Source organism: Kaistella montana (assembly GCF_024436175.1).
GTDB lineage: Bacteria > Bacteroidota > Bacteroidia > Flavobacteriales > Weeksellaceae > Kaistella > Kaistella montana.
This window is the reverse complement of the sequence record NZ_JANFQP010000002.1, coordinates 1-24,784: the sequence shown is the minus strand read 5'-3', so window position 1 is coordinate 24,784 and position 24,784 is coordinate 1. Positions and strand designations below refer to the sequence as shown.

Annotated in this window: 21 protein-coding genes; 19 read left to right on the top strand and 2 right to left on the bottom strand. The window is 36.0% G+C overall.

The features are described 5' to 3' along the window. Together NOV28_RS06280 and lplA are read left to right on the top strand one after the other, a co-directional pair. Nucleotides 1-1,167, top strand: a complete 1,167-nt coding sequence (locus tag NOV28_RS06280; protein ID WP_255928769.1) for a nucleotide sugar dehydrogenase — start codon at nucleotides 1-3, stop codon at nucleotides 1,165-1,167. Nucleotides 1,168-1,754: 587 nt separating this feature from the next. Next, nucleotides 1,755-2,738: a lipoate--protein ligase gene (lplA, locus tag NOV28_RS06275; RefSeq protein WP_255928767.1), complete on the top strand. Its 984-nt coding sequence runs from the start codon at nucleotides 1,755-1,757 to the stop codon at nucleotides 2,736-2,738. Between the two features lie 592 nt (nucleotides 2,739-3,330). On the opposite strand, the gene NOV28_RS06270 is transcribed toward lplA, so the two are convergent. Both NOV28_RS06270 and NOV28_RS06265 read right to left on the bottom strand, forming a co-directional pair. After that, on the bottom strand, nucleotides 3,331-3,876 hold the full coding sequence (locus tag NOV28_RS06270) for a nucleotidyl transferase AbiEii/AbiGii toxin family protein (RefSeq protein WP_255928765.1): 546 nt from the start codon (nucleotides 3,874-3,876) through the stop codon (nucleotides 3,331-3,333). A gap of 56 nt (nucleotides 3,877-3,932) precedes the next feature. Next, complete coding sequence (locus NOV28_RS06265) at nucleotides 3,933-4,436, bottom strand: helix-turn-helix transcriptional regulator (protein ID WP_255928763.1); 504 nt, start codon at nucleotides 4,434-4,436, stop codon at nucleotides 3,933-3,935. A gap of 1,257 nt (nucleotides 4,437-5,693) precedes the next feature. Here NOV28_RS06265 and NOV28_RS06255 point away from each other — a divergent pair. From NOV28_RS06255 to NOV28_RS06175, 17 genes are all read left to right on the top strand, one after another. Then, the gene (locus tag NOV28_RS06255) at nucleotides 5,694-6,833 is read left to right on the top strand and encodes a DegT/DnrJ/EryC1/StrS family aminotransferase (RefSeq protein WP_255928759.1); all 1,140 of its coding nucleotides are present in this window, start codon (nucleotides 5,694-5,696) and stop codon (nucleotides 6,831-6,833) included. Between the two features lie 126 nt (nucleotides 6,834-6,959). After that, complete coding sequence (locus NOV28_RS06250) at nucleotides 6,960-8,885, top strand: polysaccharide biosynthesis protein (RefSeq protein WP_255928757.1); 1,926 nt, start codon at nucleotides 6,960-6,962, stop codon at nucleotides 8,883-8,885. Between the two features lie 45 nt (nucleotides 8,886-8,930). After that, the gene (locus tag NOV28_RS06245) at nucleotides 8,931-9,722 is read left to right on the top strand and encodes a polysaccharide biosynthesis/export family protein (protein WP_255928755.1); all 792 of its coding nucleotides are present in this window, start codon (nucleotides 8,931-8,933) and stop codon (nucleotides 9,720-9,722) included. Nucleotides 9,723-9,737: 15 nt separating this feature from the next. Next, on the top strand, nucleotides 9,738-12,104 hold the full coding sequence (locus NOV28_RS06240) for a GumC family protein (RefSeq protein ID WP_255928753.1): 2,367 nt from the start codon (nucleotides 9,738-9,740) through the stop codon (nucleotides 12,102-12,104). Between the two features lie 246 nt (nucleotides 12,105-12,350). Then, nucleotides 12,351-12,755 carry a sugar 3,4-ketoisomerase gene (locus tag NOV28_RS06235; protein ID WP_255928751.1) on the top strand — a complete coding sequence of 135 codons (405 nt, stop codon included), beginning with the start codon at nucleotides 12,351-12,353 and terminating at the stop codon, nucleotides 12,753-12,755. Further along, on the top strand, nucleotides 12,748-13,164 hold the full coding sequence (locus NOV28_RS06230; RefSeq protein ID WP_255928749.1) for a sugar 3,4-ketoisomerase: 417 nt from the start codon (nucleotides 12,748-12,750) through the stop codon (nucleotides 13,162-13,164). The genes NOV28_RS06235 and NOV28_RS06230 overlap by 8 nt, the downstream gene beginning before the upstream one ends. After that, nucleotides 13,157-13,642, top strand: coding sequence for an acyltransferase (locus NOV28_RS06225; RefSeq protein WP_255928747.1), 486 nt, complete (start codon nucleotides 13,157-13,159; stop codon nucleotides 13,640-13,642). The genes NOV28_RS06230 and NOV28_RS06225 overlap by 8 nt, the downstream gene beginning before the upstream one ends. 53 nt (nucleotides 13,643-13,695) lie before the next feature. Then, complete coding sequence (locus tag NOV28_RS06220; RefSeq protein WP_255928745.1) at nucleotides 13,696-14,796, top strand: DegT/DnrJ/EryC1/StrS family aminotransferase; 1,101 nt, start codon at nucleotides 13,696-13,698, stop codon at nucleotides 14,794-14,796. Next, nucleotides 14,796-16,082 carry an O-antigen translocase gene (locus NOV28_RS06215; RefSeq protein ID WP_255928743.1) on the top strand — a complete coding sequence of 429 codons (1,287 nt, stop codon included), beginning with the start codon at nucleotides 14,796-14,798 and terminating at the stop codon, nucleotides 16,080-16,082. Before NOV28_RS06220 ends, NOV28_RS06215 begins: the two co-directional genes overlap by 1 nt. Beyond that, nucleotides 16,079-17,143 (top strand): glycosyltransferase family 4 protein, encoded by a 1,065-nt coding sequence (locus NOV28_RS06210; RefSeq protein ID WP_255928741.1) that lies wholly within the window; start codon nucleotides 16,079-16,081, stop codon nucleotides 17,141-17,143. Before NOV28_RS06215 ends, NOV28_RS06210 begins: the two co-directional genes overlap by 4 nt. After that, nucleotides 17,140-18,174 (top strand): EpsG family protein, encoded by a 1,035-nt coding sequence (locus NOV28_RS06205; protein ID WP_255928739.1) that lies wholly within the window; start codon nucleotides 17,140-17,142, stop codon nucleotides 18,172-18,174. Before NOV28_RS06210 ends, NOV28_RS06205 begins: the two co-directional genes overlap by 4 nt. Beyond that, nucleotides 18,175-19,005, top strand: a complete 831-nt coding sequence (locus tag NOV28_RS06200) for a glycosyltransferase family 2 protein (protein ID WP_255928737.1) — start codon at nucleotides 18,175-18,177, stop codon at nucleotides 19,003-19,005. It begins immediately after the preceding gene. A gap of 1 nt (nucleotide 19,006) precedes the next feature. After that, a complete protein-coding gene (locus tag NOV28_RS06195; RefSeq protein WP_255928735.1) occupies nucleotides 19,007-19,915 on the top strand; it encodes a hypothetical protein in 909 nt (302 codons plus the stop codon). Continuing rightward, a complete protein-coding gene (locus NOV28_RS06190; RefSeq protein ID WP_255928733.1) occupies nucleotides 19,902-21,347 on the top strand; it encodes a hypothetical protein in 1,446 nt (481 codons plus the stop codon). The genes NOV28_RS06195 and NOV28_RS06190 overlap by 14 nt, the downstream gene beginning before the upstream one ends. Before the next feature lie 11 nt (nucleotides 21,348-21,358). Next, a complete protein-coding gene (locus tag NOV28_RS06185) occupies nucleotides 21,359-22,183 on the top strand; it encodes a glycosyltransferase family 2 protein (RefSeq protein WP_255928731.1) in 825 nt (274 codons plus the stop codon). Then, entirely contained in the window at nucleotides 22,176-23,087 is a 912-nt protein-coding gene (locus NOV28_RS06180; RefSeq protein ID WP_255928729.1) for an NAD-dependent epimerase/dehydratase family protein, read from the top strand. Before NOV28_RS06185 ends, NOV28_RS06180 begins: the two co-directional genes overlap by 8 nt. Before the next feature lie 93 nt (nucleotides 23,088-23,180). After that, the gene (locus tag NOV28_RS06175) at nucleotides 23,181-24,179 is read left to right on the top strand and encodes an MraY family glycosyltransferase (RefSeq protein WP_255928727.1); all 999 of its coding nucleotides are present in this window, start codon (nucleotides 23,181-23,183) and stop codon (nucleotides 24,177-24,179) included. The last annotated feature ends 605 nt before the right edge of the window (nucleotides 24,180-24,784 follow it).

Here is a 24,784-nt window from a genome sequence, read left to right as displayed (position 1 = left end):
ATGAAAATAGCCATTGTAGGAACCGGATATGTTGGACTTTCCAACGCCCTTTTATTGGCGCAACACCATGAGGTGGTGGCGTTGGATATTGTCCCTGAAAAAGTTGCGATGCTGAATGCTCAGGTTTCGCCGATTGAAGATCATGAAATCAGTGATTTTTTACAGAATAAAAGCCTCAACTTTAAGGCAACCACCGATCAACATGAGGCCTACCAAAATGCAGACTATGTCATCGTGGCAACGCCAACCGATTATGATCCGAAGACCAATTATTTCAACACGAGCAGTGTTGAGATGGTGATTCATGACGTTAAAAAATACCGACCAGAAGCGGTGGTGATCATTAAATCGACCGTTCCTGTTGGATTTACCGAAGGTCTGAAAAAGAAACTGGAGTTCAATAACATCATCTTTTCTCCCGAATTTCTAAGAGAAGGAAAAGCTTTGTACGACAACCTTTATCCATCTCGAATCATCATTGGCGAACAAAGCGAAAGAGCAACAGTTTTTGCGGAACTCCTCAAAGAAGGTGCGATTAAAAAAGATATTCCTACTTTGTTTACCCACTCCACCGAGGCGGAGGCGATTAAATTGTTTTCCAATACTTATCTCGCTTTAAGGGTGGCGTATTTCAACGAACTCGACAGCTATGCGCAAATCCATGACCTCGACAGTCGCCAGATTATCGAAGGCGTAGGTTTAGATCCGCGTATTGGTTCGCATTACAACAATCCATCTTTTGGCTATGGCGGCTATTGCCTTCCGAAAGATACCAAACAACTCTTGGCGAACTATGACTCGGTGCCCAACAATATCATCCAAGCCATTGTAGATGCCAATCGTACCCGTAAGGATTTTATCGCAGAATCTATTTTAGCCAAAAATCCTAAAAAGGTGGGGGTTTACCGTTTAATTATGAAATCCGGTTCTGACAATTTCCGCGCCTCTGCCATCCAAGGCGTGATGAAAAGAATCAAAGCCAAAGGGATAGAAGTGGTCGTTTACGAACCGGTACTGCAAGAAGAAACTTTCTTCGGTTCCCGCGTTACCAAAGATCTGGAAGCCTTCAAAAAAGAATGCGACATCATCATCTCCAACCGAAAAGCCCCGGAACTCGCCGATGTAGAAGATAAGGTGTATACGAGAGATTTGTTTGGGAACGACTAGCAGGAGGAAGTATGGAGTAGGGAGTATGGAGTTTGATAATTTGAAAATGAGGTTGATGCAATAAGCAGTACGCAATAGGCGCCAACTTCATAAAGTCTATTGTCTGATATCTGGCATCTCAAATCTATAACAACTCATCCTTTCATCTCCTAAGACCACGAGTATATTCCCCTCCTTTGGAGGGGTGGCATTCCGGCGAGCCTGAATGACGGGGTGGTCTCTTTGAGTGAGGAAAGAGCCAAGATCAGCTTTAAGCTTTAGGCAGTACGCTATATGCTTTACGCCTATGAGGACTAGGGAATGGAATTAGAAAACTGCTGAATCTGCAAAATCTGCGAGAGCTTAAAGCTTACGGTGTATTGCATAAAGCTAACCTTTGTCTATCATCTAGGTTCTAACCTTCTAACCTCCTAACTTTCTAACTTTTATCTATTATGTTGATTCTCGATTCTTGCTTCTTTCCTCTAAATTAAATCTGCAAAATCATCGAGAGCCTCATTTTCAAATTACCAATTCTTTACCATCCTTCATCATCCATCTTCCCTCTTTTCCCCAAATTCCCTATTTTTGCACAAAATATTCATCCCATGCTCATTATCGACTCTCCTTCAAATAATGCTTATTTCAACATCGCTTCGGAAGAATATCTGCTTCGGCGTTTTCCTCATGAGGATTTGTTCCTGCTGTATGTTAATGCCCCTTCGATTATCGTGGGCAAGTTTCAGAATACCTTGGCAGAGATTAATCTGGATTATGTTCAGGAAAAGGAGATTAAAGTGGTGAGAAGAATGTCGGGAGGTGGTGCGGTGTACCACGATTTGGGTAACCTCAACTTTTCTTTCCATACCCTGCTGGCCGATCATGATTTTGGGGATTTTTCACAATTTACCCAACCCGTCCTCGCATTGTTGAATCGGCTTGGTGTTCCGGCAATGCTTCAGGGACGTAACGATTTGTTGGTGGATGGCAAAAAGTTCAGCGGCAACGCCAAGCTCGCCAAACAGGGAAAAATGATTCAGCATGGCACTATTTTACTGAACTCTGAAATGGAGGTTTTAGGTCAGGCTCTGAAAACCAATCCGCTAAAGTTCATCGACAAAGCCACGAAAAGCAACCGTTCGCGCGTTACCAACCTGATTTCCTATCTTCCCGAAGGGACCACTACCGAGGAGTTGAAAAACCTGCTTACCGAGGAAATCATCGCCAACAATCCCGGTGCGGAACGTTACGAACTCACCCCCGAAGATATTGAAGGCATCCAACAACTGATGCAAGAAAAATACGAAACCTGGGATTGGAATTTCGGGTTTTCGCCCAACTATAATTTCCAAAAAGCCATTAAAGTTCCGGCTGGATTTATTGAAGTCCACCTCGATGTGGTGAAAGGAACCATTGAAAAAGCTAAGATTTTCGGAGACTTCTTTGCCTCCCAACCCATCGAAGATCTCGAAGCCCAACTCATCGGACAGAAGCATGAAGTCCACGCCTTGGAAGCCCTACTTTCCCAACAAGACCTGGTTTCCTACTTCGGAAAAGTAACGTTGGAGGAAGTGATGGAAGGGTTTAAGTAGAGGGAGTGGGGAGTAGGGAGTAGGAAGGGTGGAGGATGGAGGATGGAGGATGGAGGGCGAAAGAATTTGATAATTTGGAAATGAGGTAATTTGAAAATGATGCTCCCGCAGATTTAATTTAGAAGAAAGAGGAAAGAAAAAAGACTTCTTGAGTAATTTAATCTGGAAATGTGGGCATTTGAAAATGAGTCTCCCGTAGATTGAGCAGATATAATCCCTAATCCCCATTACCTAGTAAGCGTAAAGCGTACTGCTTATTGCTTAAAGCTGACCCCATCTAAAATCTTGAATCTCGGTTCTCGACTCCTTCTAACCTCTCAACTTCCAATAAGTAGGCTTATTGCGTACGGCTTATTGCTTAAAGCTTAAAGCTGACCGCTTACCCCATCTAAAAACTAAAATCTTGACTCTTGAATCTCGACTCTATCTAACCTTTTAACAGCCACATTCTACAACAAGAATGAACATATTGATATAAAAACAAGTCAACACTATTCAGGGATTGGCAGTGGGGAGCCAAAGAAATTTTTTGCGGAAATATGGATTAGGGCTTATATGCGTCTACCACATCAACAATATCTTCTTTAATAAATTACCAATATTTACCTCTCAAACAGATTGGATCAAAATCATCTTCTGCAAGATCAAAATTGGTAAGGTTATTCATTATAAGTTCTTCATCATGCGAATAAGGATAACGCTGTTGGTGGAGAGAAAGCATGGAAGAAAGATCGTATTGCAGTAGCAATTCATGCATATCCCAAAAATCTTTTTTGCGACCTATACGTTGTACTACATCGATCTTCATCGCAATGATTTCTTCTGTAGTAGCCATTCTTATTTCATCCTCAATCAAAGGAGATTGTATAAAAGCATCAGTATAAAACACGTCTAATTTGACTACATTATCCTTATCTGTGCCCACACTATAAGATTTGCCCATAGCCGGATCAAGATTTGAAAAATGATGGTGATATGGGAATGTTTTCTCGATAAATTCATCAACAGCTTTAAAATCAATAGATCCATATGGTTCATCGCTGAACATATCTATATCGACAGATAAACGATGTCCTAATTGAAGACTCAATGCTGTACCGCCCACTAAACGAAAAGATTCAAACACAGACGACTTCATTATAGTCATCAATGTATTTTTCAAAAGGTCATTGACGGTATTATAATACATCATCACTAATCTGTAGTTTTATTGGATCTGTATATGGTATATGGACTTCTGATATTGGACTCTTCCAAAGCTTGTTTTACTTTTTCAGTGCCATAGAAGTGAGTAATTTCTTTTTTATCGTTTTCGTTTCCACGTTCAAAAACACGTTGAATAACTGCCCTGTATTGTCGCTTCCAATCGATGTGTTGAATATCTGTATCCCAAAACAAAGCCTTACTCAGGATATTCAGATCAGGTATTTTTTTGGTTTCTTTTTCTTTAATTTTTTTGATATCATAATAAGCCTGCAAGATCACCAAAGTACCTTCTTTCAATCCGAGTTCGCGCTCTATTTTCAATGCCAATGCGGTGCTAATGCCTCTTTTGCCTTTGGTAATTGCATTAAATGTTTGAGGGTGTTCCTCTAAAGACAAAGCAAAAGGACGTTGTTTGATAGCCCGTTTTTTTAATTCTCTATCAAGTACGATCCCTGGATGAATCCCTCTGTATTTCTCAAATTGCTTAATCATTGTACAAATGTAAACATTTTTGTTTATACTATTGTTTATCGACTTGAGAATTTCACAAAGAGATGGAAATATGTTGTCTTCTTAACGCAAAAATCTCCTAGGTCGGGAGGGGAAGGGAGGATGGAGGATGAAGGATGGAGGATGAAGGATTGAGGATGAAGGATGGAGGAAGTATGGAGGATGAAGTAGGAAGAAGGAAGTAGGAATAGGTGATGTCATTAGTCTTTCTTCTTTCCTCTTTTTTCTTTTCTCTTTTCTCTTTTTTCTTCTTTAGAAAAAGGGTTAGTCGATGATGAGGTCTTGGATGGATTCGTAGGGGATGCCCATGTAGTAGCAGAATTCATGGACGGTGAGGGGCTGGTGATTTGCTTTGTTGAGTTGTTTTTTGATTCTGAGTATGAGGTCTCTGGAGTATCGTTCGCTTCTTCCTGTGATTCGCTGGATGTCTTTAGGGTAGATGCAAAGTCGGTGTATTTTTGTTTTCATGGGTGGTGTTTTGTTCACCAAAGATTGGAAAAGTAATTGGAAGTTTTTCGTAAGGAGTTCGGTAGTCGGGTGATTTTTTTGGGAGAGGGAGGAGGGAAGATGGAGGATGGAGGAGGGAGGAATGCAATTTGGGAATTTGAAAATGGGGTAATTTGAAAATGGGAGTGATTGAGGTTAGAAGGTTAGAAGGTTAGAAGGTTAAGAGGTTAGAAAGTTAGAAGGTTGAGTTTTTGAGTGATTGAGGTTTTGAGGATTCGTCTCTCGCGGATTTATTGGATTTTGCTGATTCTAATTTGTATTCACTCATAGGCATAAAGTGTAAAGCATAATGCTTATTGCGTATGGAGACTCTCGCTGATTTTGGAGATTGAGCGGATTATAATTTGTATTCTCCCAAAGGCATAAAGCGTAAAGCGTACTGCTTATTGCGTAATTGAGGATTCGGCTCTCGCGGACTTTGCGGATCAAATGCCAACGGACAACCATCAACTCTCAACTCTCAACTCTCAACTCTCAACCATCAACTAAAATCTATCATCATGGCTCTTGAATCTTGCATCTTGCATCTCGGTTCTTGAATTCTGATTGAATTTTTTATATATTTACATGGTACTTATTATATTATATATGAATTTAAAATTGATAGAATGTTCTCTTTTTGTCTTTTCTCTAAAAATCTATTTATTTTCGAAGGCGCCGTTATCATCCAAGATGTACTATAGAATAATGTGATGGTAGTAAAATTTGGTGAATAAAAAAAAATAGAGATCAATGAAACAGCCTATGATTTCTTTGTCTTCTCCTCATATGGGAGGTAAAGAAATGCACTATATTCAGCAAACTTTTGATGCCAACTGGGTAGCCCCGTCTGGGATGAATGTGGATGGGTTAGAAGCTGATTTGACTGCTTTTCTTGATGAAGAGGTTCATGTTGCGGTACTGAGTTCAGGAACTGCAGCGCTGCATTTGTCTTTGATTATGCTGGGGGTAGAGCCTGGTGATTATGTCATTTGCCAGTCGCTCACCTTTTCTGCTTCTGCGAATCCGATTGCTTATATGGGAGCTACACCGCTCTTTGTCGATAGTGAAAAAGAAACTTGGAACCTATGTCCTGATGCGGTGGAAGAAGCTATTCTTTACGGAATTGAACAAGGTAAAAAACCCAAAGCCATTATTGCGGTTGCCCTCTATGGCATGTCTTATCAAGTTGACGAGATACGGGCGCTTTCCGAAAAATACGACATCCCGGTCATCGAAGACAGCGCGGAAGCATTGGGAAGCACCTATAAAAACCAAAAGTGTGGAACTTTCGGCGATTTCTCCGTATTGAGTTTCAATGGGAATAAAATTATCACGACTTCCGGTGGGGGAGCGTTGGTTTTGAAGGATCCTGCCTATAAGAAACAAGCGGTATTCCTCTCTACCCAAGCGAAAGACGATGCTCCTCATTATGAACACACCCATATTGGTTATAACTACCGCATGAGCAATATTTGTGCAGGCATCGGCAGAGGTCAAATGGAGGTTTTGGCTGATCGGGTGGCTCAGCGAAGAGCCAACAACGCCCGTTACCAAAAATTATTTGCGAACCAACCTCATTTTACCCTTCACCTGGAGCCCAATGAAGATTTTTTTTCCAACCATTGGTTGAGTGTGGTAACGGTGAGTGAATACAGCAAACTCTCAGCAGATCAGATTCGACTTTTGGCTCAGGAAGAAAATATTGAAACCCGTCCGATTTGGAAACCGATGCACCTTCAACCTGTTTTTGCAGAAGCACCTTATTTTGGCGCCAATTTTGCTGAGCAGTGTTTTAACACGGGGCTTTGCCTTCCTTCCGGATCCAATCTTACTGCTGAGGATTGGGAAAGAATAGAACGCTTTTTTAATAAAATCTTTTCTTTGGCTTAAAAGTATTGATTTTTCTCTTAAAAGTTCGTAATATTGTGTAAACAACACCGTGATGAAGGATGAAATCGTATCGTCCTGTGTTTCTGATGTTAACGTTCAAGGACTTTAAAGTGCATAAAAACCAATATGAAAAAAAATATATACTCCGGAGATTATTTGATGAGTCTTTCTGATTTGCGGTACTTGCCGCGATGGATTGTTTTAATCATTGATCTTCTTATCGTCACTTTGGCAATTGCTTTTTCCTGCTTTCTGATCGAGAAACTGACCCACAGCACCCACCACGTTTTTTTTCATAACCTATATATGTACCTCACGATTTTAGGGGTCAGTCTTGTATTCATGGTGGTATTTCATACCTATTCTGGGATCATCCGTCATTCTACTTTTATCGATCTGTTTAAGTTGCTGTTGATGACCTTTTGTACAACGATAACAGTAGGTTTGATCAATTATATCTATTACTTAGGGACCGGGCAATGGCTGATCATGTTGTGGTTGCCGTATCTTCTTGTATTTTTTGCGGCTTCTTTTATCTTGCTATTTATGTTCAGGCTTTTTGTGAAAGAATTCTTCTACTTGGCCAGAATGTTTCGCAGAAGCACCTTGAGGAAAAGGATCCTTGTTCTTGGAATCGACGAGCAAGCGGTGGCGGTGGCCAGTACCATTATTGAAAATCCGACCCTGCCTTATCATATTGTAGGATTTCTGACCCAAAGGCAAGATTATAAAAGAGCTAATTTATTGGGAAAACCGATCTACAGCGTTGAAAAAATTGAGAGTTCCACGAAAGCTGAGCTTTTATTGGATGGGGTTCTGTTGGTGAAAGAAATGATGACCAAAGAGGAGTTGAACGCTTGGGTGAACTTATTCCTCGAAAAAGGCCTTCAGGTATTTATGGCTCCCTCCGTACAACAACTCAAGAACCCTTCTGATTTGCAAACGTCCATCCGAAAGTTGGAGATTGAGGATTTGCTCAATCGTAAACCGATTACCATCGTGAATGATGATTTAAAGATCCGACACTTTGAAAAATCGGTGTTGATCACTGGTGGAGCTGGTTCTATCGGGAGTGAAATTGTAAGACAAGTGGCTACTTTGAATCCGTCATTGATCGTGGTATTGGATCAGGCAGAAACGCCGCTTTATGAAATCGAGATGGAGATGAAAAGCAAGTTTCCCGACATCCACTTTGAATTCGTGCTTGCCGATATTTCTAACCGACACCGACTTGAACCTTTGTTCCAGAAATATAATTTCTCCATGGTCTATCATGCTGCTGCGTACAAACACGTGCCTTTGATTGAGGAAAACCCTCATGAAGGGGTATTGGTGAACATCCTCGGAACAAAGAATCTAGCGACTCTTTCCAGCCAATATGGGGTGAACCGTTTTGTGATGGTATCTACCGATAAAGCGGTGAAACCTACCAATGTCATGGGGGCGACGAAACGTGCTGCAGAACTTTTTGTACAAGCTTTGCAGAATACCGAAAACAACAAAACCAAATTCATCACCACCCGTTTTGGGAACGTATTGGGGTCCAACGGTTCGGTGATTCCGCACTTCAAAAAACAAATTGAAAAAGGGGGGCCTGTGACGATTACTCATCCCGACATCGTAAGGTATTTTATGACCATCCCTGAAGCTTGTGATCTTGTTCTTCAGGCAGGTACCATGGGGAAAGGCGGCGAGATTTTCGTATTCGACATGGGCGAACCGGTGAAAATCCTCGACTTGGCCAAAAGAATGATTAAGTTGTCCGGATTTGAACCGAATGTGGATATTAAAATTACCTATACCGGCTTGAGACCCGGGGAGAAACTCTACGAAGAGTTGTTGAGTGATGATGCCAAAACCCTCGCTACCCACAATGAAAAGATCTTGATTTCCAAAGATCCTAACATGGAATTTAAAGCCATAGAACAATACACCAACCAAATCATTAAAGCTGCCCTTAGAAGAGAGAAAATTCAGGTGGTACTACTTTTGAAAGAGATTGTGCCGGAATTCAAAAGCAACAACTCTATTTATGAAGTTTTGGATAAGTAATTTAGAATTGTATATTTGCACACCTTGATATTTTAAATGGTACTCATGAACAAAAACACAGTTGTCCTTGTCCTCTTATTCGTATTTCTTACCCTCAGCTCCTGCAAAACCCGCAATCAAGCGAGCGAACTGAACTATATGCAAAATGTAGAACAGGTGGCTACGGAGGCTTCGATGAAATCCGCTTTGAATACAATCCAGAAAGGAGATCAACTGGTGATTTTTGTGAGTGCTAAGAATATGGAAGTAGTAAGGCCATTTAACCAAGGATATTATACCTCCCCAAATCCCACCACCACGAATGCTCCCAATAGCGAAAGAGTGTATCTGGTAGACAGTGAGGGCAATATTGATTTTCCTGTTATCGGCAAACTCAGTACTGCTGATAAAAGCTTAGAAGCATTTAGAGTAGAACTGACTGATAGGGTTACTACCTATGTGAAAAATCCGACCGTTACGATGCGTCTTGCAAATTTCAAAGTTACCGTGCTTGGCGAGGTGAACCGTCCGGGGCAAATTACCATTCCTGAAGGGCAAACTACTTTGCTTAATGCTTTAGGACTCGTGGGAGATGTGACAATGTATGCAAAACGTGAGGATATTCTGTTGGTAAGAAATGTAGATGGAGAAATGACTAAAACAAGAATTAATCTTATGGATGCAAATTTCATCAATTCCCCCTACTTTCAACTTAAGCAGAATGACGTGATCTACGTATCGGCAAATTACAATAAAGAGAAACTAGCGCGACAGGATCCGAATACTGGGATCTATATCGCAGTAGCCGGAATGGTGATCGGGTTGGCTGGTATTTTCATTACTATTTTTAAGAATTAATTTTTTATCGTATAGATGAGTTTACAACAAAATCCAGAAGTTGCGGCTTCGAGTGAAGATATTAATTTAAATGAAGTCATCAAGCCTTATATTGCCAAATGGTGGTGGTTTGTACTATCGGTTTTGGCATTTCTAATCTTAGCGCTACTTTACATAAATTCCACTACTCCTGCCTATAAAATTACTTCAACGGTATTAATCAAAGATAGCAAAAAAGCACCTTCCGCCGATATGGGAATGCTTTCTGAGCTGGGTGGTTTTGGGAGTATGGGAACCAACAGTATTGAGAATGAATTGGAGGTACTGAAGTCGAAAAAACTCATGAACGATGTGGTGAATGAGATGGGACTTCAAACCACATTGCATAGTAAAGAAGGACTGAAAATGAGAGAGCTGTATGGAAAGTCAGCCCCTGTTCTTGTTCAGCTTATTAATGAAAAGCCTTATGATGAGGCTATAAAAGAGCCCTTAACATTAGAGATTTCCGGCAATAAATTAGAGATATCTTCCCCCGAACTTTCCAGCACGATTGTTACGACCTATAATAAGACAATCAGTTTGCCTTATGCTAATATCATGATTCGTAAGAATCCGGGTTATGCTCCTTCGCCAAAAGAAAAGTTAGGAGAACTTGAAATTCATTATTCTCCTACTGATGCGACGGTTAACAGCCTTCAGGAAATGACCAAAGTTGATTTGGTGAACAAAGATGCGACGGTAGTGGAACTTTCTATTCCTTATGAACATATAGGAAAAGGAAAAAAGATTATCAATAAATTGGTAGATGCTTACAATGGCGATGCGATCCAGGATAAAAGTTCGGAATCCAAAAAAACCAAAGAATTCATCGATGAGCGAATTGGTATTATTGCCAATGAACTGGGTGAGGTAGAAAGCCGCAAAGAACAATTTAAAGTCGCCAATAAAATTACGGATATTCCTACAGAAGCTTCTTTAACATTAGGTAGTTCAGCATCATTGCGCGGACGTCTAATGGAAGTAGAAACCCAACTTCAACTGACCAATGATCTCATTTCCTATACTTCGAAACTAGGAAATAACCAAACTTTGCCTTCTAGTGTTGGATTGAGTAATCCTACAGCTTCTGCCAACATCAATGCCTATAATCAACTGATCCTGGAAAGAAATAATTTGCTAGAAAATGCTACACCACAGAACCCGGTTGTGGCAGATTTGAACAAGCAGATTGCCGTGTTGAGGTCATCGGTTCTTGATGCTTTAGTGAAAAGTAAAGTTGCGATGGAGGCATCAAGAAATCAAATTGAAGGAGAACAAAATGTAATTAACAGTAAAATCACGAAAATTCCGTCTCAGGAAAAGCTCTTCAGAAGCATCGAAAGGCAGCAACAGATAAAAGAAAATCTTTATCTTATGCTTCTTGAAAAAAGAGAAGAGGCCGCTATTTCATTGGCGATTACCGCTCCAAAAGCAAGAATAATTGATGCCGCATATCCATCGGAAAAGCCAGTTTCGCCGAAGAAAATGATTGTAGTAGGTATTGCATTCCTATTAGGGACATTGTTGCCATTTGCCTATATCTATCTTCGAGAATTATTTAATAATAAAATCCGCTCTAAACATGATTTAGAAAAACTTTCGAAAACTCCAGTTTTGGGTGAGTTGCCAAGTTTAACAAAGGAACAGAGTGAGTTGGTTGAAGTGAATGATTTATCACCGATGGCTGAGGCGTTCCGGATTATTATTACCAACATGAATTTTATGCTTCCTAAAAAAGAAAAGGGGAAGACTGTATTTGTGTCTTCATCTGTGAAAGGGGAAGGTAAAACGTTTGTTTCTGTTAATTTAGCACTTACTTTGGCGAATGGTAGAAACAAGGTGCTGATCATAGGTTCTGATATAAGGAATCCACAACTTCAACGTTATAATCCTTCTAGAAGAGGTTTAGCAGGATTAACTGAATATTTGCATGATCCGGAAACATCACTACAGGATATTGTCCATGTATCCAGTTTTAATCCGCAATGCGACGTAATATATTCAGGAAGTATTCCTCCGAATCCGACAGAGCTATTGTCCAGTGGTCGATATGAGCAGTTACTAGAAGAAGTGAAACCATTGTATGATTATGTTATTGTAGATACAGCACCATTGTTGCTAGTGACGGATACGTTCCTATTTGCCGAATTAGCTGATGCTACCTTGTATGTGGTTCGTTCTGGTCACACTGAAAAAGAATTGATTGAATTTGCGAATAAGCAGATTACTGGCAATAAGATTAAAAATGTGGGATTTGTACTGAATGATGTAAGGAAAGATTATTTTGGATATGGGAATAAATATGGTTATGGTTATAACGCTCAAGATCTATCTTTTTGGCAAAAGTTAAAAGAAAAATTATAGTAAGATATATTTTGAATTGCAAATGACTTTGTAAACTAATAGATGTTTTTATCATACAAACCCAATTGTGTTAACTTTAGGATTTAATAGCTAAGCCAAGTTCCTTCTTTTTTTAATTATTAGTAGAATATAATGAAATATATCTGAATTGTTATTTTTGTTTAGTCTGAATGCTTTTTAAAATGTAACTTATTCTGATTAATGAAATATTAGTCTAAAACAATAAGCATAATTTAACCAACTATAATGTTTACAAAGCCTCAACTCCTACAACTCCCCAAAATAGTAGATCCCCGCGGGAATCTCTCTTTTTTTGAAAGTCCAAGACAGCTTCCTTTTGAAATCGCACGTACCTATTGGATCTATGATGTTCCGGGTGGGGAAATACGTGGAAGCCATGCCTTTAAAGAGCAGCAGGAATTTATTGTTGCCCTTTCTGGAAGCTTTGATGTGGTGCTTCATGATGGCAACGAAGAAATTAAGTTTTCGTTGAATCGTTCTTATTACGGAGTTTTTATTCCTAAAATGTATTGGAGAAGAATGGAAAATTTTTCCACCAATGCTTTAGCGCTAATCGTTTCTGACAAGCATTTTGACGAGCAAGATTATATCAGAGATTTTGAAGAATTTAAATTATTGAAAAATGGATAATAAATCAATATTTGACTGTTCAGTGATTGATCTCGGAAAAATCAATTTTGCAGAAGGTAATCTTACCGTAGTTGAAAATAATTCTGCTTTTCCTTTTGATGTGAAAAGGGTATTTTATCTTTACGATATTGCTGGAGGTGAGAGCAGAGGCGCGCATGCCCATAAAGAATGTCATCAATTTCTAATTGCTGCAAGTGGTAGTTTTGAAGTGAGTATTGACGATGGTACCTATCAAAGACAAGTGTTCCTCAATCGTCCCAATATGGGATTGCATATACCACCCGGAGTATGGGCGTCAGAAATTAATTTTTCTTCTGGAGCGATTTGTTTGGTGTTAGCTTCCCACCCTTATAACGAAAGTGATTATCTTAGAAATTACGAAGACTTTTTAAATTTCCGACATGGCTAAAATACATTCCCTTGCAGATGTCCAAACCGAAAATATTGGCGAAAGCACTTTCGTTTGGCAATTCTGCGTGATTTTAAAAGATGCAGTAATAGGCGATAATTGTAATATCAATTGTCATGTTTTGATAGAAAACGATGTGAAAATTGGCAATAATGTTACCATTAAACCGGGTGTACAAATTTGGGACGGAGTAACATTGGAAGACAATGTCTTTATAGGACCTAATGTAACTTTTACTAATGATTTAGTGCCGCGATCAAAACAATATCCTGAAGCTTTTGCAAAAACCTTAGTGAAGAAAGGAGCATCCATAGGAGCTAATGCAACCATTGTTGCCGGAAATACAATAGGAGAAAATGCATTAATTGGGGCAGGAAGTGTAGTGACCAAGGATGTTCCCGCCAATACAGTTTGGTTTGGTAATCCTGCAAAACAAAAAGGGATTATTTCCCATGATGGGAAAATTACCTATTTTTAATTTCATTCTAAAATAAACTTACTTTTGTAAATTATTAATCAACCGATAAATAAATGATTAAATTCCTCGACCTTCAGAAAATAAATCTTGCACACCAGCAGGAAATTGAAGAAAAATTATTGCAGACTTTCCGTTCCGGTTGGTATCTCATGGGAAATGAAGTGAAAGCTTTTGAAGAGCAACTAGCTGATTATATCGGAGCAAAGCAAGCGATTGGGGTGGCAAATGGTTTGGATGCACTCCGTCTTATCCTACGAGGTTATATTGAAATGGGCATCATGCAAAAAGGGGATGAAATTCTTGTTCCTGCAAATACCTATATTGCTTCTATCCTTGCGATTTCAGATAATGGGTTGGTGCCGGTTTTGGTAGAACCTGACCTCAGTACATATAATATTGATATTTCAAAAATTGAAGAGAAAATTACCTCCAAAACCAAAGGGATTTTAATCGTTCATTTGTATGGACGAGTGGTGTTCTCTGAAACATTAAAAAACCTTGCAACAGCGCATGGCTTAAAAATCATTGAAGACAATGCACAAGCCATTGGCGCGGAATGGATCGGTGTAAAAACTGGAAATTTAGGAGATGCAGCGGGTTTTAGTTTCTATCCTGGCAAAAACCTTGGCGCTTTGGGAGATGCAGGAGGCGTGACCACCAATGATGAGGAATTGGCAAAAACGATTCGGGCTTTGGCGAATTATGGTTCCAACCAAAAATATGTCAATATTTATCAAGGACTTAATTCGAGATTAGATGAAATTCAAGCAGCGGTATTGGGCGTTAAATTGAAATACATTGATGCTGAAAATAACCGAAGAAGAGAAATCGCAAAACGCTATATCAAGGAAATCAAAAACCCGAATATCATTCTTCCAGAAAATCCCGAAAGCGAAGCAGAGCATGTTTGGCATGTGTTTATCGTCCGAACTGCCGAGCGTGAAAAACTACAAAATTACTTGACAGAAAACGGAGTACAGACTTTAATCCATTACCCGATTCCGCCACACAAGCAAGAAGCATACAAAGAGTGGAACAATTTATCTTTCCCTATTTCCGAAAAGATCCATGAAGAAGTATTGAGCTTGCCGATAAGTCCGGTGATGAGTGATGATGAGGTAACCGAGATTATCCAGGTAATTAATAAGTTTTAATGATCAATAAAATAAAAAAGGTTATTGCAAGTGACCTGATAAAAGTATTTTCTTTTACAGGTCTTTCTACTTTAGTAAAACTCATAACCAGTTATGTGACAGTAAAGGTGGTAGCATCTATTATTGGTCCTAGTGGTATTGCTCTCATTGGTCAACTTCAAAATTTTGTTGCAATTATCACTACAGTTGGAGCAGGAGGTATAAATAATGGTGTTGTAAAATATGTTTCAGAGTATAAAGACGATGAAGATGAACTACAAAAATATCTTAGGAATGGTTTAAAAATAACAATATACCTTTCCTTTTTTGTGGGCATATTACTTATAGTTACTTCTCAATATCTTGGTAAGTGGATTTTACTTGATAATAAGTACTCCTATATTTTTGTGTTTTTTGGAGTTTGTTTGTTTCTGCTATCCCTCAATAATTATTTTCTCTCTATTCTAAATGGTTTCAAGGAATTTCGGCGATTTGTAATATTGAACATTATTACAAGTATTATTGGATTGATTTTCACTGTGTCTTTAGTGTTGATGTACCATATTAAGGGAGCATTGATAGCAACTGTCAGCTATCAAAGTGTAGTCATCTTTTTTACGATATTCTATTTGAGAAGGTCGCCATGGTTTAAAATCAATATTTTATGGGGACATTGGAATAAGGATATTGTGAAAAAGTATTTATCTTATTCTCTAATGGCGTTAGTATCAGCAGCGACGTTACCAGTTTCCCAACTAATTGTTAGAGGATTTATCATCAAGAATTTCTCTATGGATGCTGCAGGGTATTGGGAAGGGATGAATAGAATTTCTGCTTTATACCTTATGTTTATAACAACCTCTTTTAGTGTATATTACCTACCACGACTTTCCGAGATAAAAGAAAAACATTTGCTTAAAAGAGAAATCGTCAAAGTATATAAAATTATAACTCCTATTATTTCTGGAAGTTTATTGCTAATATTTTTATTAAAAGACTTACTGATTACTTTTTTGTTTTCTAAAGAATTTTATCCAATGATTGATTTCTTTCTTTGGCAATTAATTGGGGATTTTTTCAAAATAATGAGTTGGATTCTGGCTTTTATTATGGTGGCTAAATCAATGACCAAATTATACATTATTACGGAGATTATTTTTTCATTACTTTTTGTAGGTTTATCTGTTTTATTCATTAATTATTTTGGTGTCATTGGAGTTACTCAAGCTTATTGTTTGAATTATTTTTTATATTTTTTGACAATGACTTTCATTTTTAGAAAACTTCTTTTTAATAAAATACTATGAAAATTTTAATACCTTTAGTAGGTTCTTTCAGTAAAGAAGGAGGTTGGAGAGTTTTATCTGAGCTTGCGAATTCTTGGATAAGAATGGGGCACGAAGTTGTTTTTTTATCTCACCAACATTTTAAAGAACCCTATTTCCCTACAATAGCTAAGATTATTTTTTATAATAATAAAGGAGAATTGTCTTTTGAAGGGGATTCAGAATATCCGTTGCCTTTTGGAGGCCCTTTTCGATTAAGAAAGCTTTTGAGATTAGCATTAAATAGATTGGAGGCAGATATTGTATTAGCTACCCAACATTTCACGGTAGATCCAATAAAAAGGAGTCATATTAAAGCAAAAAAATTCTATTACGTTCAAGCTTACGAACCCGAATTTTATAATGAGGGACCTTTAAGGTATAAAATTTATAGAAAAATTGCTGTAAATTCCTATAAAAAAGGCTTATCAACAATTGTGAATTCACCGATGTATGTTAATTACAAAGGCATCAAATCGGATAAAGTGATATATCCGGGTTTAAATCTAGAGATATTTCACCCTAATGATATGAAAAATCAAAATGATGTGCTGATTTTGGGAACAATTGGGCGGACTGAGGTATTTAAGGGGACAGGCTATATTCTGGAAGCATTCAAGATACTAAGAAAAGAATTAGGAGAGAAAGTGGAATTGCATATTGCATTTGGAAATGAAGAGTGGTCTAATATAGATGGGGTTACGATGCATTATCCAAAAGGAGATATACAGCTTGCGCATTTTTATAGAAGTTTAGACTGTTATATATGTGCACAATATCTACAGCTTCAGGCTGTGCATTATCCTGTAATTGAATCTATGGCTTGTGGAACACCATTAATCACTACGGGGTATTACCCAAGCAATAAAAATAATTCACTTATTATTAAAATCAAAGATCCTGTTGATATAGTTAATAAAGTGAAAGAATTGATTAAAGATCCTAATGCTACTGAGAAAAGGAAAGCTATTGCTCTTCAAAGTGTTAAAGAATTTGAATGGAATTTATTAGCTACAAAAATGATAAACTTTTTTAAAGAATGATTTTAGGAATTGTTGTAATTTTCTTTCTAATTTTTTTAATGGTAATTTTTCCTACACGGATTAAAATTATCAATAAAATTTTGTTTTTATTTACCCTAATTATCCTTATTCTTTTTGCAGCATTTCGTGATGGTAAATCAGTTAATGATTATGAACTTTATGTAGGTGCTTGGTATTGGGCAAGTTATGAAAAGACTACAATTGAAGCTTCATTTATTTTTATTAGAGATATCTTAAGAGATGGATTGAGATTACATTATTTAAGTATTTTCATTATTTATGCTATTTTAGGAGTGGTCACAAAATTATTTGCTATAAAAAAAATTGCAAATAATTTTTATTTGGCAGTTCTTATTTATCTCAGCCATTTTTATATATTACATGAATTGACACAAATGCGTGCAGGAGTAGCTGCAGGTTTTATCTTATTAGCTATAGCTCCATTGTACAACCGTAATATCAAGCAATTTTTGTTTTTAACTTCTATCGCAATTGTTTTTCATTATTCAGCAGTTTTAATGCTGCCTTTATGGTTTGTCAGAACTAATAAAAACACAAAATTCCTTTATTATTTAGTGCCAATAGGTATTGTTTTCTATGTAACTGGTTTCAACTTTATTCAAAAAATACCTATCCCATATTTTCAAACAAAACTCGATACCTATCAGAAACTTACGGAAGATGGGGTAGAGGGATATGCTAAAATTAATGTATTTAATGCATTTTATCTTTTACGTGTATTAATTTTCTATTTTGTTATGATTTTTAGACATAAGATAGCAGAGCATAGCAAATATTTTTATCTTCTGCTTCGTATTGAGGGTATCTCTTTATTTGCATTACCAACTTTAGCTATTATTCCTGCAATCGCTTATAGAGTACATGAATTTTTAGGAATTGTAGAATTAGTGTTGTATCCACTAATTATTTATGCATTCAGAATTAGAATAGTAGGTTATTTTGTTGTTATAATGATTGCATTGATTATGTTTTGTGTTAATATCTTCTATAATAAACTTATATTGTTTTAAATGAATACGGTAACCATATTATTAGCTACATATAACAGTTCGAAATTTCTACGGGAGCAATTGGATTCATTGTTCCAGCAAACGTTTAGAGAATGGACATTGGTGATTCGAGATGATGGCTCTAGTGACGAAACTATAGCTATTATAAAAGAGTTTCAACAAAAATTCCCCAACATCTTATTACTAGAAGATACCAATAAAAATATTGGGGCTAGTAAAAGCTTTATGCGTCTACTTGAAAAAACAGATTCATCATATTATTTTTTTTGTGACCACGATGATATTTGGCTGCCAAATAAAGTAAAAGATTCTTTGGATTTAATGAAGAAGACGGAATTAGGAAACATGATGAAACCTGTGATTATTCATTCAGATTTAAAAGTTGTGGACAAAAATTTAAATATTATATCCAACTCCTTTTGGAAATCGTCTGGCATCAAACCAAACTACTTGGAAAATAAAAATTTAATACAAGTTTTTAATTGTGTAACTGGGTGTACAATGCTTTTTAATAAAACGGTAAAAGAAATTGCATTTCCGTATCCTGCCTCTATACCTATGCATGATTGGTGGTTAGCTATCGTTACTTTAAGAAATAATGGGATAATTAGGCATATTGATCAGCCAACAATATTATATAGACAACATGGATCTAATGAAGTGGGAGCAAGGATGATAAATTGTTCTTATTTTATAAAAAAATTAAGAACAATTTCTAATACTTTAGAAGGGCATAAATCAATTAGAAATTTTTTGCAGGATATAAAGGGAATTAATTTTCTGCAGTTTTATGCATACAAGATATTTTATACTATAATTAGAAAGATTTGATATGAAAAAGGATGTGGATAAATTTAGATTTTATGTGATTATTTTATTTGAGTTATTATTGTTGCCATTTTTTTATTTATTTGAAGAAATCAAAAAACGTATAAGTTCGGGTAAAGAACTTAAAGTAAAAAGAATACGTGAAGAAATTATTGAAAAAAAAATTTTTATTAATATACATGAGTGGGGAGGGTATGATTGGGAGAGAAGTAAAAATATTAAGAATATTTCCCCTTTCGATTGTGGGTTGAAATTTCAAATTGAGAGATTTGAGAATAATGAAAGTTGCTATGAAAAGTATATTAACCTAACTATATCAGAAGCAAATAAATTTAAGTTTTTAGAAGAAGTTAGAAATAGGGTAAATAATATTGATTTTGTTTCCAATAGTGGGATGGACTTTTCAGGGTATAGTTTTTTTTTAAACAAAATAAAAAATCTTCCCAATGCTTTTGTTATTTTAACAAATACATCAGTTAATAAAACTCAAACAACCTTTTTAAATGATTATATCACTTATATGGAAAAAAATCCTGATGTTGGGATTTTAGGTGTCTCTTATTCTGGTAGAATGTATCAAACATTTGTAAGAAATAATTTTACTCCACATTTACAAAGTTTTTTTTTACTAACTACTATTAGTGTATTAAATGAAATTGTGAGGTTAAATAATGATAAGTTTCCAGGTGAAAATATCAATCATAAGTTATTACTAATTAGAAAAGGAGAAATTAATATATCAAATTTAGCTTTGCAACTTGGATACAATCTTGCAGTAACATTGGAAAATGGCTCTGTTTATAAGTTTGGTAGAAATTCTATATTTGATAATGGATATAAAAGATGGAAGTTGTATAAAACAGACGTAAGATTATTTAATTCAAATCCTAATTTAATAAATGAAATTAATTAATTTTTTTTCGATCATTTTATTATTAGTTTCAATTGATTTATATTGTTCTAATATTACATTGAGACAATTTGGAGCAAAAGCTGATGGAAAAGCCGATGATACATGGGCTTTAAAAAGGGCAATGATTTTTGCACAAACAAATCATATAGATATTGATGGCGAGGGGCTTAAGTATTATGTTTCTGGAAATTTGGATTTAAAACTATCTTACTTTTCTCTTAAAAATTGCAATTTTGTAACAAGTAATGATTATAAGAATCAATTTACATTAAAAGTTGATTGCAATCAGATTTCAATGTCGCACATAACATTTGATGGTGGAAGAAACACATACAAAGATCAAATTGAAGAGTGGGAGGATTTTTCAAAAGAAAATAATATAAAAAGTATCTATCCTACACCAGGTGATGTTTTTTATTTTGTTGCATTGGATGAGAATGCAAATATTGATGTTAACAATGTTAGTATGAGAAATGTTCACGCATCTTCTTGTATTACAGTGATAACTTATGGTAGTGTTAATTTTGAAACAATGTATTTTGAAAATATAAGTAATAAAACCTTTCATGTATATCATTCCATTAACGAAGGAAAATATCAAAATGGTAAAACATATGTGAGCAATATTAAATCTAAAGATGTTGGAATTATACCCGACAGAATATTATATAAAAATCAAATTGTTCAGAACCAAAATTTAAATGCAATGCCGCAAGCCTCATTTAATTTTATTGTAAGTTTTGGAGAATATTATTTAAAAAATGCAGAAGTAATGAATTATGGTTCGACTGGAGTTACATCAGATAGGAATAAGTTTTTTCAGGCAGATTACATTAAAATATCTAATTTTTCAAACCGAACATTTTCTAATAATCCTTCCGGAGCTATTTGGTTGGAAGCTACCAAGAAAGCAACGATTAAAAGGGTTGATATAAATATTCAAAATAGAGATTTAAGAGATTTACAATTTGATAGTTCGGCATTTGCTTTATATGGTGTTGATTCTGAAGTAATAATTGATAGCCTTACAATTAAAGGCAAGTATATAAACAAAGGGTTTAGAGGTTCATTTGAAGGAATTAATAAAATTAACATTAAGAAAATAATGATTGACGGGGAGTATAAGCAGGCATCAGCGCTATTTGCGATGATGCCTAATACACAAATCCAAACACAAATTATTATTGATGAAATGGTTCTAAATAGTGGAGTAACGGAATTTTATGGTATTGAAAAAGTGGAAATAAATTCGATATTGGGAGTTACAGGAAAAGAAACAATTAATTTTAAGTTACCCTATACTCTTAATGGAAGAGAGGATTATTCTATAAAAGCAAATAATTTACCAAATATTTATAAAAGTCAAGTGATTAAAAATTTAAAATTGCCTTTTAATAGTAAGACTAAAAATAAAATAAAAATACTAAACTAACATAATTTTCTATGACAGCAAGTATAGTATTGTATAACAACGACCGAAAAATCCTTCTTGAAAGCATCAATAGTTTTCTTAATTCCGATACGAAAGAAAGCTTGTATTTATATTTAATTGATAATTCTCCTACCGATGAACTTAAAGATTTAATTGTTCACCCAAAAGTAGAGTATATTTCTAATCCATCAAATCCTGGTTTTGGTGCTGCTCATAATATTGCAATTAAAAATGCATTGAAATTGGACTCTAGATATCATCTTGTGCTAAATCCGGATGTGTACTTTGAAACTACTACCATCGATTTGCTTTTGAATTTTATGAATGATCAACCAAATGTTGGTAACGTGATGCCAAAAGTATTATATCCCGATGGAAACTTACAGTATTTATGCAAATTTTTACCAACTCCTTATGATTGGATTGGAAGAAGATTCAATCCATTTAAAAAGATGGTAGAAAAGAGAAATGATTATTTCGAAATGCGATTTACAGGTTACAATAAAGTGATGGATGTACCTTATTTATCAGGATGTTTTATGTTTTTAAGAGTTGACGCTTTGAAAAAGATAGGCTTTTTTGATGAAGGGATTTTCATGTACGGTGAGGAAACAGATCTTTGCAGAAGATTAATTGATGGTGGGTACCGAACAGTTTTTTATCCCAAAACGATCATTTATCATCATTTTGAGAAAGGTTCACATAAGTCTTTCCGATTAACCAAAATAGGAATGCAATCTGCAATTTATTATTTCAATAAATGGGGATGGTTTTTTGATAAAAGAAGAAAACAAATCAATAGTCAAATCCTAAGGAAGATCAACGAAAATGAATAAAACACTACTTTTCGGTTCCAATGGTTTTTTGGGTTCGCATCTTAAAGAAAAATTAGATGGTGAGGTGATTGGTATCAATATTCGTGAGCAAAACTGGCAAGATAATCTTCCTGATGATGCAAATGTATTTATCAATTGCATCGGCAAAGCTCACGATCATAAAGGAATTGCTACAGAAAGGGATTTTTATTTCGCCAACTATAATGTGGTGAAAGTTCTTTTTGAAGAATTCCTGAAATCTAATGCACAACTTTTTATCCACATTAGTTCCATCGCCGCAGTAGAGGAGAATGAAAGAACCGAAGTTCTCACCGAAGATTCAGTTGGAAATCCCCAATCTCATTACGGAAAATCGAAGAAAGCAGCGGAAGAATATTTACTCAAACAAAGCCTTCCGTCCGGGAAAAAGCTTTTTATCCTCCGTCCAACCATGATTCATGGGGAAGGTGATAAAGGAAATCTCACTTTGCTTTACAAGATTATTTCCAAAGGAATTCCCTATCCACTCGGTGCTTTTAAGAATTCAAGAACTTTTGTTACAGTTGATAATGTTGCCTTTTTAATGAATGAAATTATTAAAAGATATAAAGAAATTGAAGGTGGTATTTATCATATTACCGATGACGAGCCGCTTTCCACCAAAAAAATTATTGAAATCATTGGCGAAGCAAAAGACAAAAAGCTCATAATTCTCTCACCTCCAAAGTTTGTAATTAATAGTCTTGCAAAAATGGGCGATATGATTTCGCTCCCTATTAATTCCAAAAGGGTAAAGAAAATGACCTCCAATCTGATCGTTTCCAACCAAAAAATAAAACAAGCATTGCATCTCGATTCGCTGCCGATCAGCGCTGAAAATGGGATGAAGAAGACGATCGAATCGTTTATGAAGCATAAAAATTGAACATTACTTCAACTTAATAGAACCCTAAGTCAAATACTGAACTCCCCCCAAGAGAAAAAAGTGTAATTTTGTGTACCCAACCCATAACAATCTATGATGTATCTCGCTGTTTTTCTCGTCCTTTTTGTTTTAGAATTGATCTATTTCAAAATTGCAGACCGATATAATATTATCGACAAACCCAACCACCGCAGTGCGCATACCGAAATTACTTTGCGAGGTGGAGGGATTGTTTTTCCTATTGCTTTTCTTTTGTTTTTTATTACCAGCGTATGGGGCAAGTGGGTTCATCTTCCGCTTCATGATCAGGCAGTAGAAAACCATAATGAGCTGATTTTCGGAGTCGGGCTTTTATTGCTGTGTGCCATCAGTTTTCTGGACGATCTTTATGATCTTTCAAGTAAAATTCGGATTGTTTTTCACATTATCAGCGTGAGTTTTTTACTCGCTTTTCTCAATGCATTTGTTTTGCTTCCGATTTGGGCGATTCCGGTTTTGTATATTGTAATCATTGGAATTCTGAATGCCTATAATTTCATGGATGGCATCAACGGAATTACCGGACTCTACAGTTTAGTGGCATTGCTTTCCTTGTTATATGTGAATGAAAATTTGATCAAATTTGTAGCTCATGATTTTATAATTTATCCTATTTTAGGTTGTCTGGTATTTCTCTTTTTTAATTTTAGGAAAAAAGCAAAATGCTTTATGGGCGATATCGGAAGTATGGGAATTGCCTTTTGGGTCGTTGCGTTAATTGGTTTGCTCATGATGAAAACCGGCGAAATTAAATGGATTCTTTTTCTTGCGGTTTACGGGGTAGAGGTCATTTCCACTATTTTAGAAAGACTGAAACTTAAAGAAAATATTTTCGAAGCGCACCGCCGTCACCTTTATCAGCTTTTAGCTAATGAGAAAAAGATATCTCATCTGCAAGTAAGTACCCTCTACGCGGTTGTACAATTGCTAGTCAATGTAGTTGTGATCTTTTCTGACCTGCCTCAAGTCCTTATTTTTGCCATTACTCTTTTTCCGATATTTGTATTATACGTGTATGTTAAGTTCAAGATTAAAAGGGAAGTTGAGGATTGAGGAGGAAGGATAGAGTATGAAGGAGGCAATTAGGCAATTTGATAATGGGGAGGTGATTGAGGGTTTGTGTCTCGCGAATTTTGGAGATTTTGGGGATTTGTTTTCTGATGGTTCATAGGCGTAAAGCGTAAAGCTTATTGCGTATCGAGACTCTCGCGGATTATACAGATTGAGCTGATTTGCTTTCTAATTATTTTAGGCGTAAAGCATAATGCTTATTGCGGATTTGTCTCTCACAGATTTAGCAGATTTTTTTTAACATAAAGACACGTCGGCTACTTATTATTCATGCTGATTGGATTATTCAACTTCTTAACTTTCTAATTTTTTTTACCGCAAAAGCGACAAAAGTTTTTTTGCTTTGATTTTTAGTGGTGCAAAGACGCTTCGCTTTCAAAAGGGTTCTGCTGAATTGGCTGGATCTGCGTGAGGTTTTATACTCGCAAAGTTTGCTGATTTGCTTTCTAATCACTCTAGGTGTAAGCTCCCCCGAAAACAGTACGGTTTAAAAGTATAAAAATTATTAACTTTAAATCGTAATTAAGACAATGAAAAAGAGTACATTCAATCCTGCAAAGATTGCAGGTGTTTTAAAGGAGTTTGCC

Excerpts from the sequence above, each read along its gene's own strand:
- NOV28_RS06200 (WP_255928737.1), top strand. The coding sequence starts at position 18,175 with ATGAATACGGTAACCATATTATTAGCTACATATAACAGTTCGAAATTT.
- NOV28_RS06240 (WP_255928753.1), top strand. The coding sequence starts at position 9,738 with ATGAGTTTACAACAAAATCCAGAAGTTGCGGCTTCGAGTGAAGATATT.
- NOV28_RS06190 (WP_255928733.1), top strand. The coding sequence starts at position 19,902 with ATGAAATTAATTAATTTTTTTTCGATCATTTTATTATTAGTTTCAATT.
- NOV28_RS06215 (WP_255928743.1), top strand. The coding sequence starts at position 14,796 with ATGATCAATAAAATAAAAAAGGTTATTGCAAGTGACCTGATAAAAGTA.
- NOV28_RS06195 (WP_255928735.1), top strand. The coding sequence starts at position 19,007 with ATGAAAAAGGATGTGGATAAATTTAGATTTTATGTGATTATTTTATTT.
- NOV28_RS06245 (WP_255928755.1), top strand. The coding sequence starts at position 8,931 with ATGAACAAAAACACAGTTGTCCTTGTCCTCTTATTCGTATTTCTTACC.
- NOV28_RS06235 (WP_255928751.1), top strand. The coding sequence starts at position 12,351 with ATGTTTACAAAGCCTCAACTCCTACAACTCCCCAAAATAGTAGATCCC.
- NOV28_RS06270 (WP_255928765.1), bottom strand. The coding sequence starts at position 3,876 with ATGAAGTCGTCTGTGTTTGAATCTTTTCGTTTAGTGGGCGGTACAGCA.
- NOV28_RS06280 (WP_255928769.1), top strand. The coding sequence starts at position 1 with ATGAAAATAGCCATTGTAGGAACCGGATATGTTGGACTTTCCAACGCC.
- lplA (WP_255928767.1), top strand. The coding sequence starts at position 1,755 with ATGCTCATTATCGACTCTCCTTCAAATAATGCTTATTTCAACATCGCT.
- NOV28_RS06185 (WP_255928731.1), top strand. The coding sequence starts at position 21,359 with ATGACAGCAAGTATAGTATTGTATAACAACGACCGAAAAATCCTTCTT.
- NOV28_RS06255 (WP_255928759.1), top strand. The coding sequence starts at position 5,694 with ATGAAACAGCCTATGATTTCTTTGTCTTCTCCTCATATGGGAGGTAAA.
- NOV28_RS06175 (WP_255928727.1), top strand. The coding sequence starts at position 23,181 with ATGATGTATCTCGCTGTTTTTCTCGTCCTTTTTGTTTTAGAATTGATC.
- NOV28_RS06205 (WP_255928739.1), top strand. The coding sequence starts at position 17,140 with ATGATTTTAGGAATTGTTGTAATTTTCTTTCTAATTTTTTTAATGGTA.
- NOV28_RS06265 (WP_255928763.1), bottom strand. The coding sequence starts at position 4,436 with ATGATTAAGCAATTTGAGAAATACAGAGGGATTCATCCAGGGATCGTA.
- NOV28_RS06230 (WP_255928749.1), top strand. The coding sequence starts at position 12,748 with ATGGATAATAAATCAATATTTGACTGTTCAGTGATTGATCTCGGAAAA.
- NOV28_RS06225 (WP_255928747.1), top strand. The coding sequence starts at position 13,157 with ATGGCTAAAATACATTCCCTTGCAGATGTCCAAACCGAAAATATTGGC.
- NOV28_RS06210 (WP_255928741.1), top strand. The coding sequence starts at position 16,079 with ATGAAAATTTTAATACCTTTAGTAGGTTCTTTCAGTAAAGAAGGAGGT.
- NOV28_RS06180 (WP_255928729.1), top strand. The coding sequence starts at position 22,176 with ATGAATAAAACACTACTTTTCGGTTCCAATGGTTTTTTGGGTTCGCAT.
- NOV28_RS06250 (WP_255928757.1), top strand. The coding sequence starts at position 6,960 with ATGAAAAAAAATATATACTCCGGAGATTATTTGATGAGTCTTTCTGAT.
- NOV28_RS06220 (WP_255928745.1), top strand. The coding sequence starts at position 13,696 with ATGATTAAATTCCTCGACCTTCAGAAAATAAATCTTGCACACCAGCAG.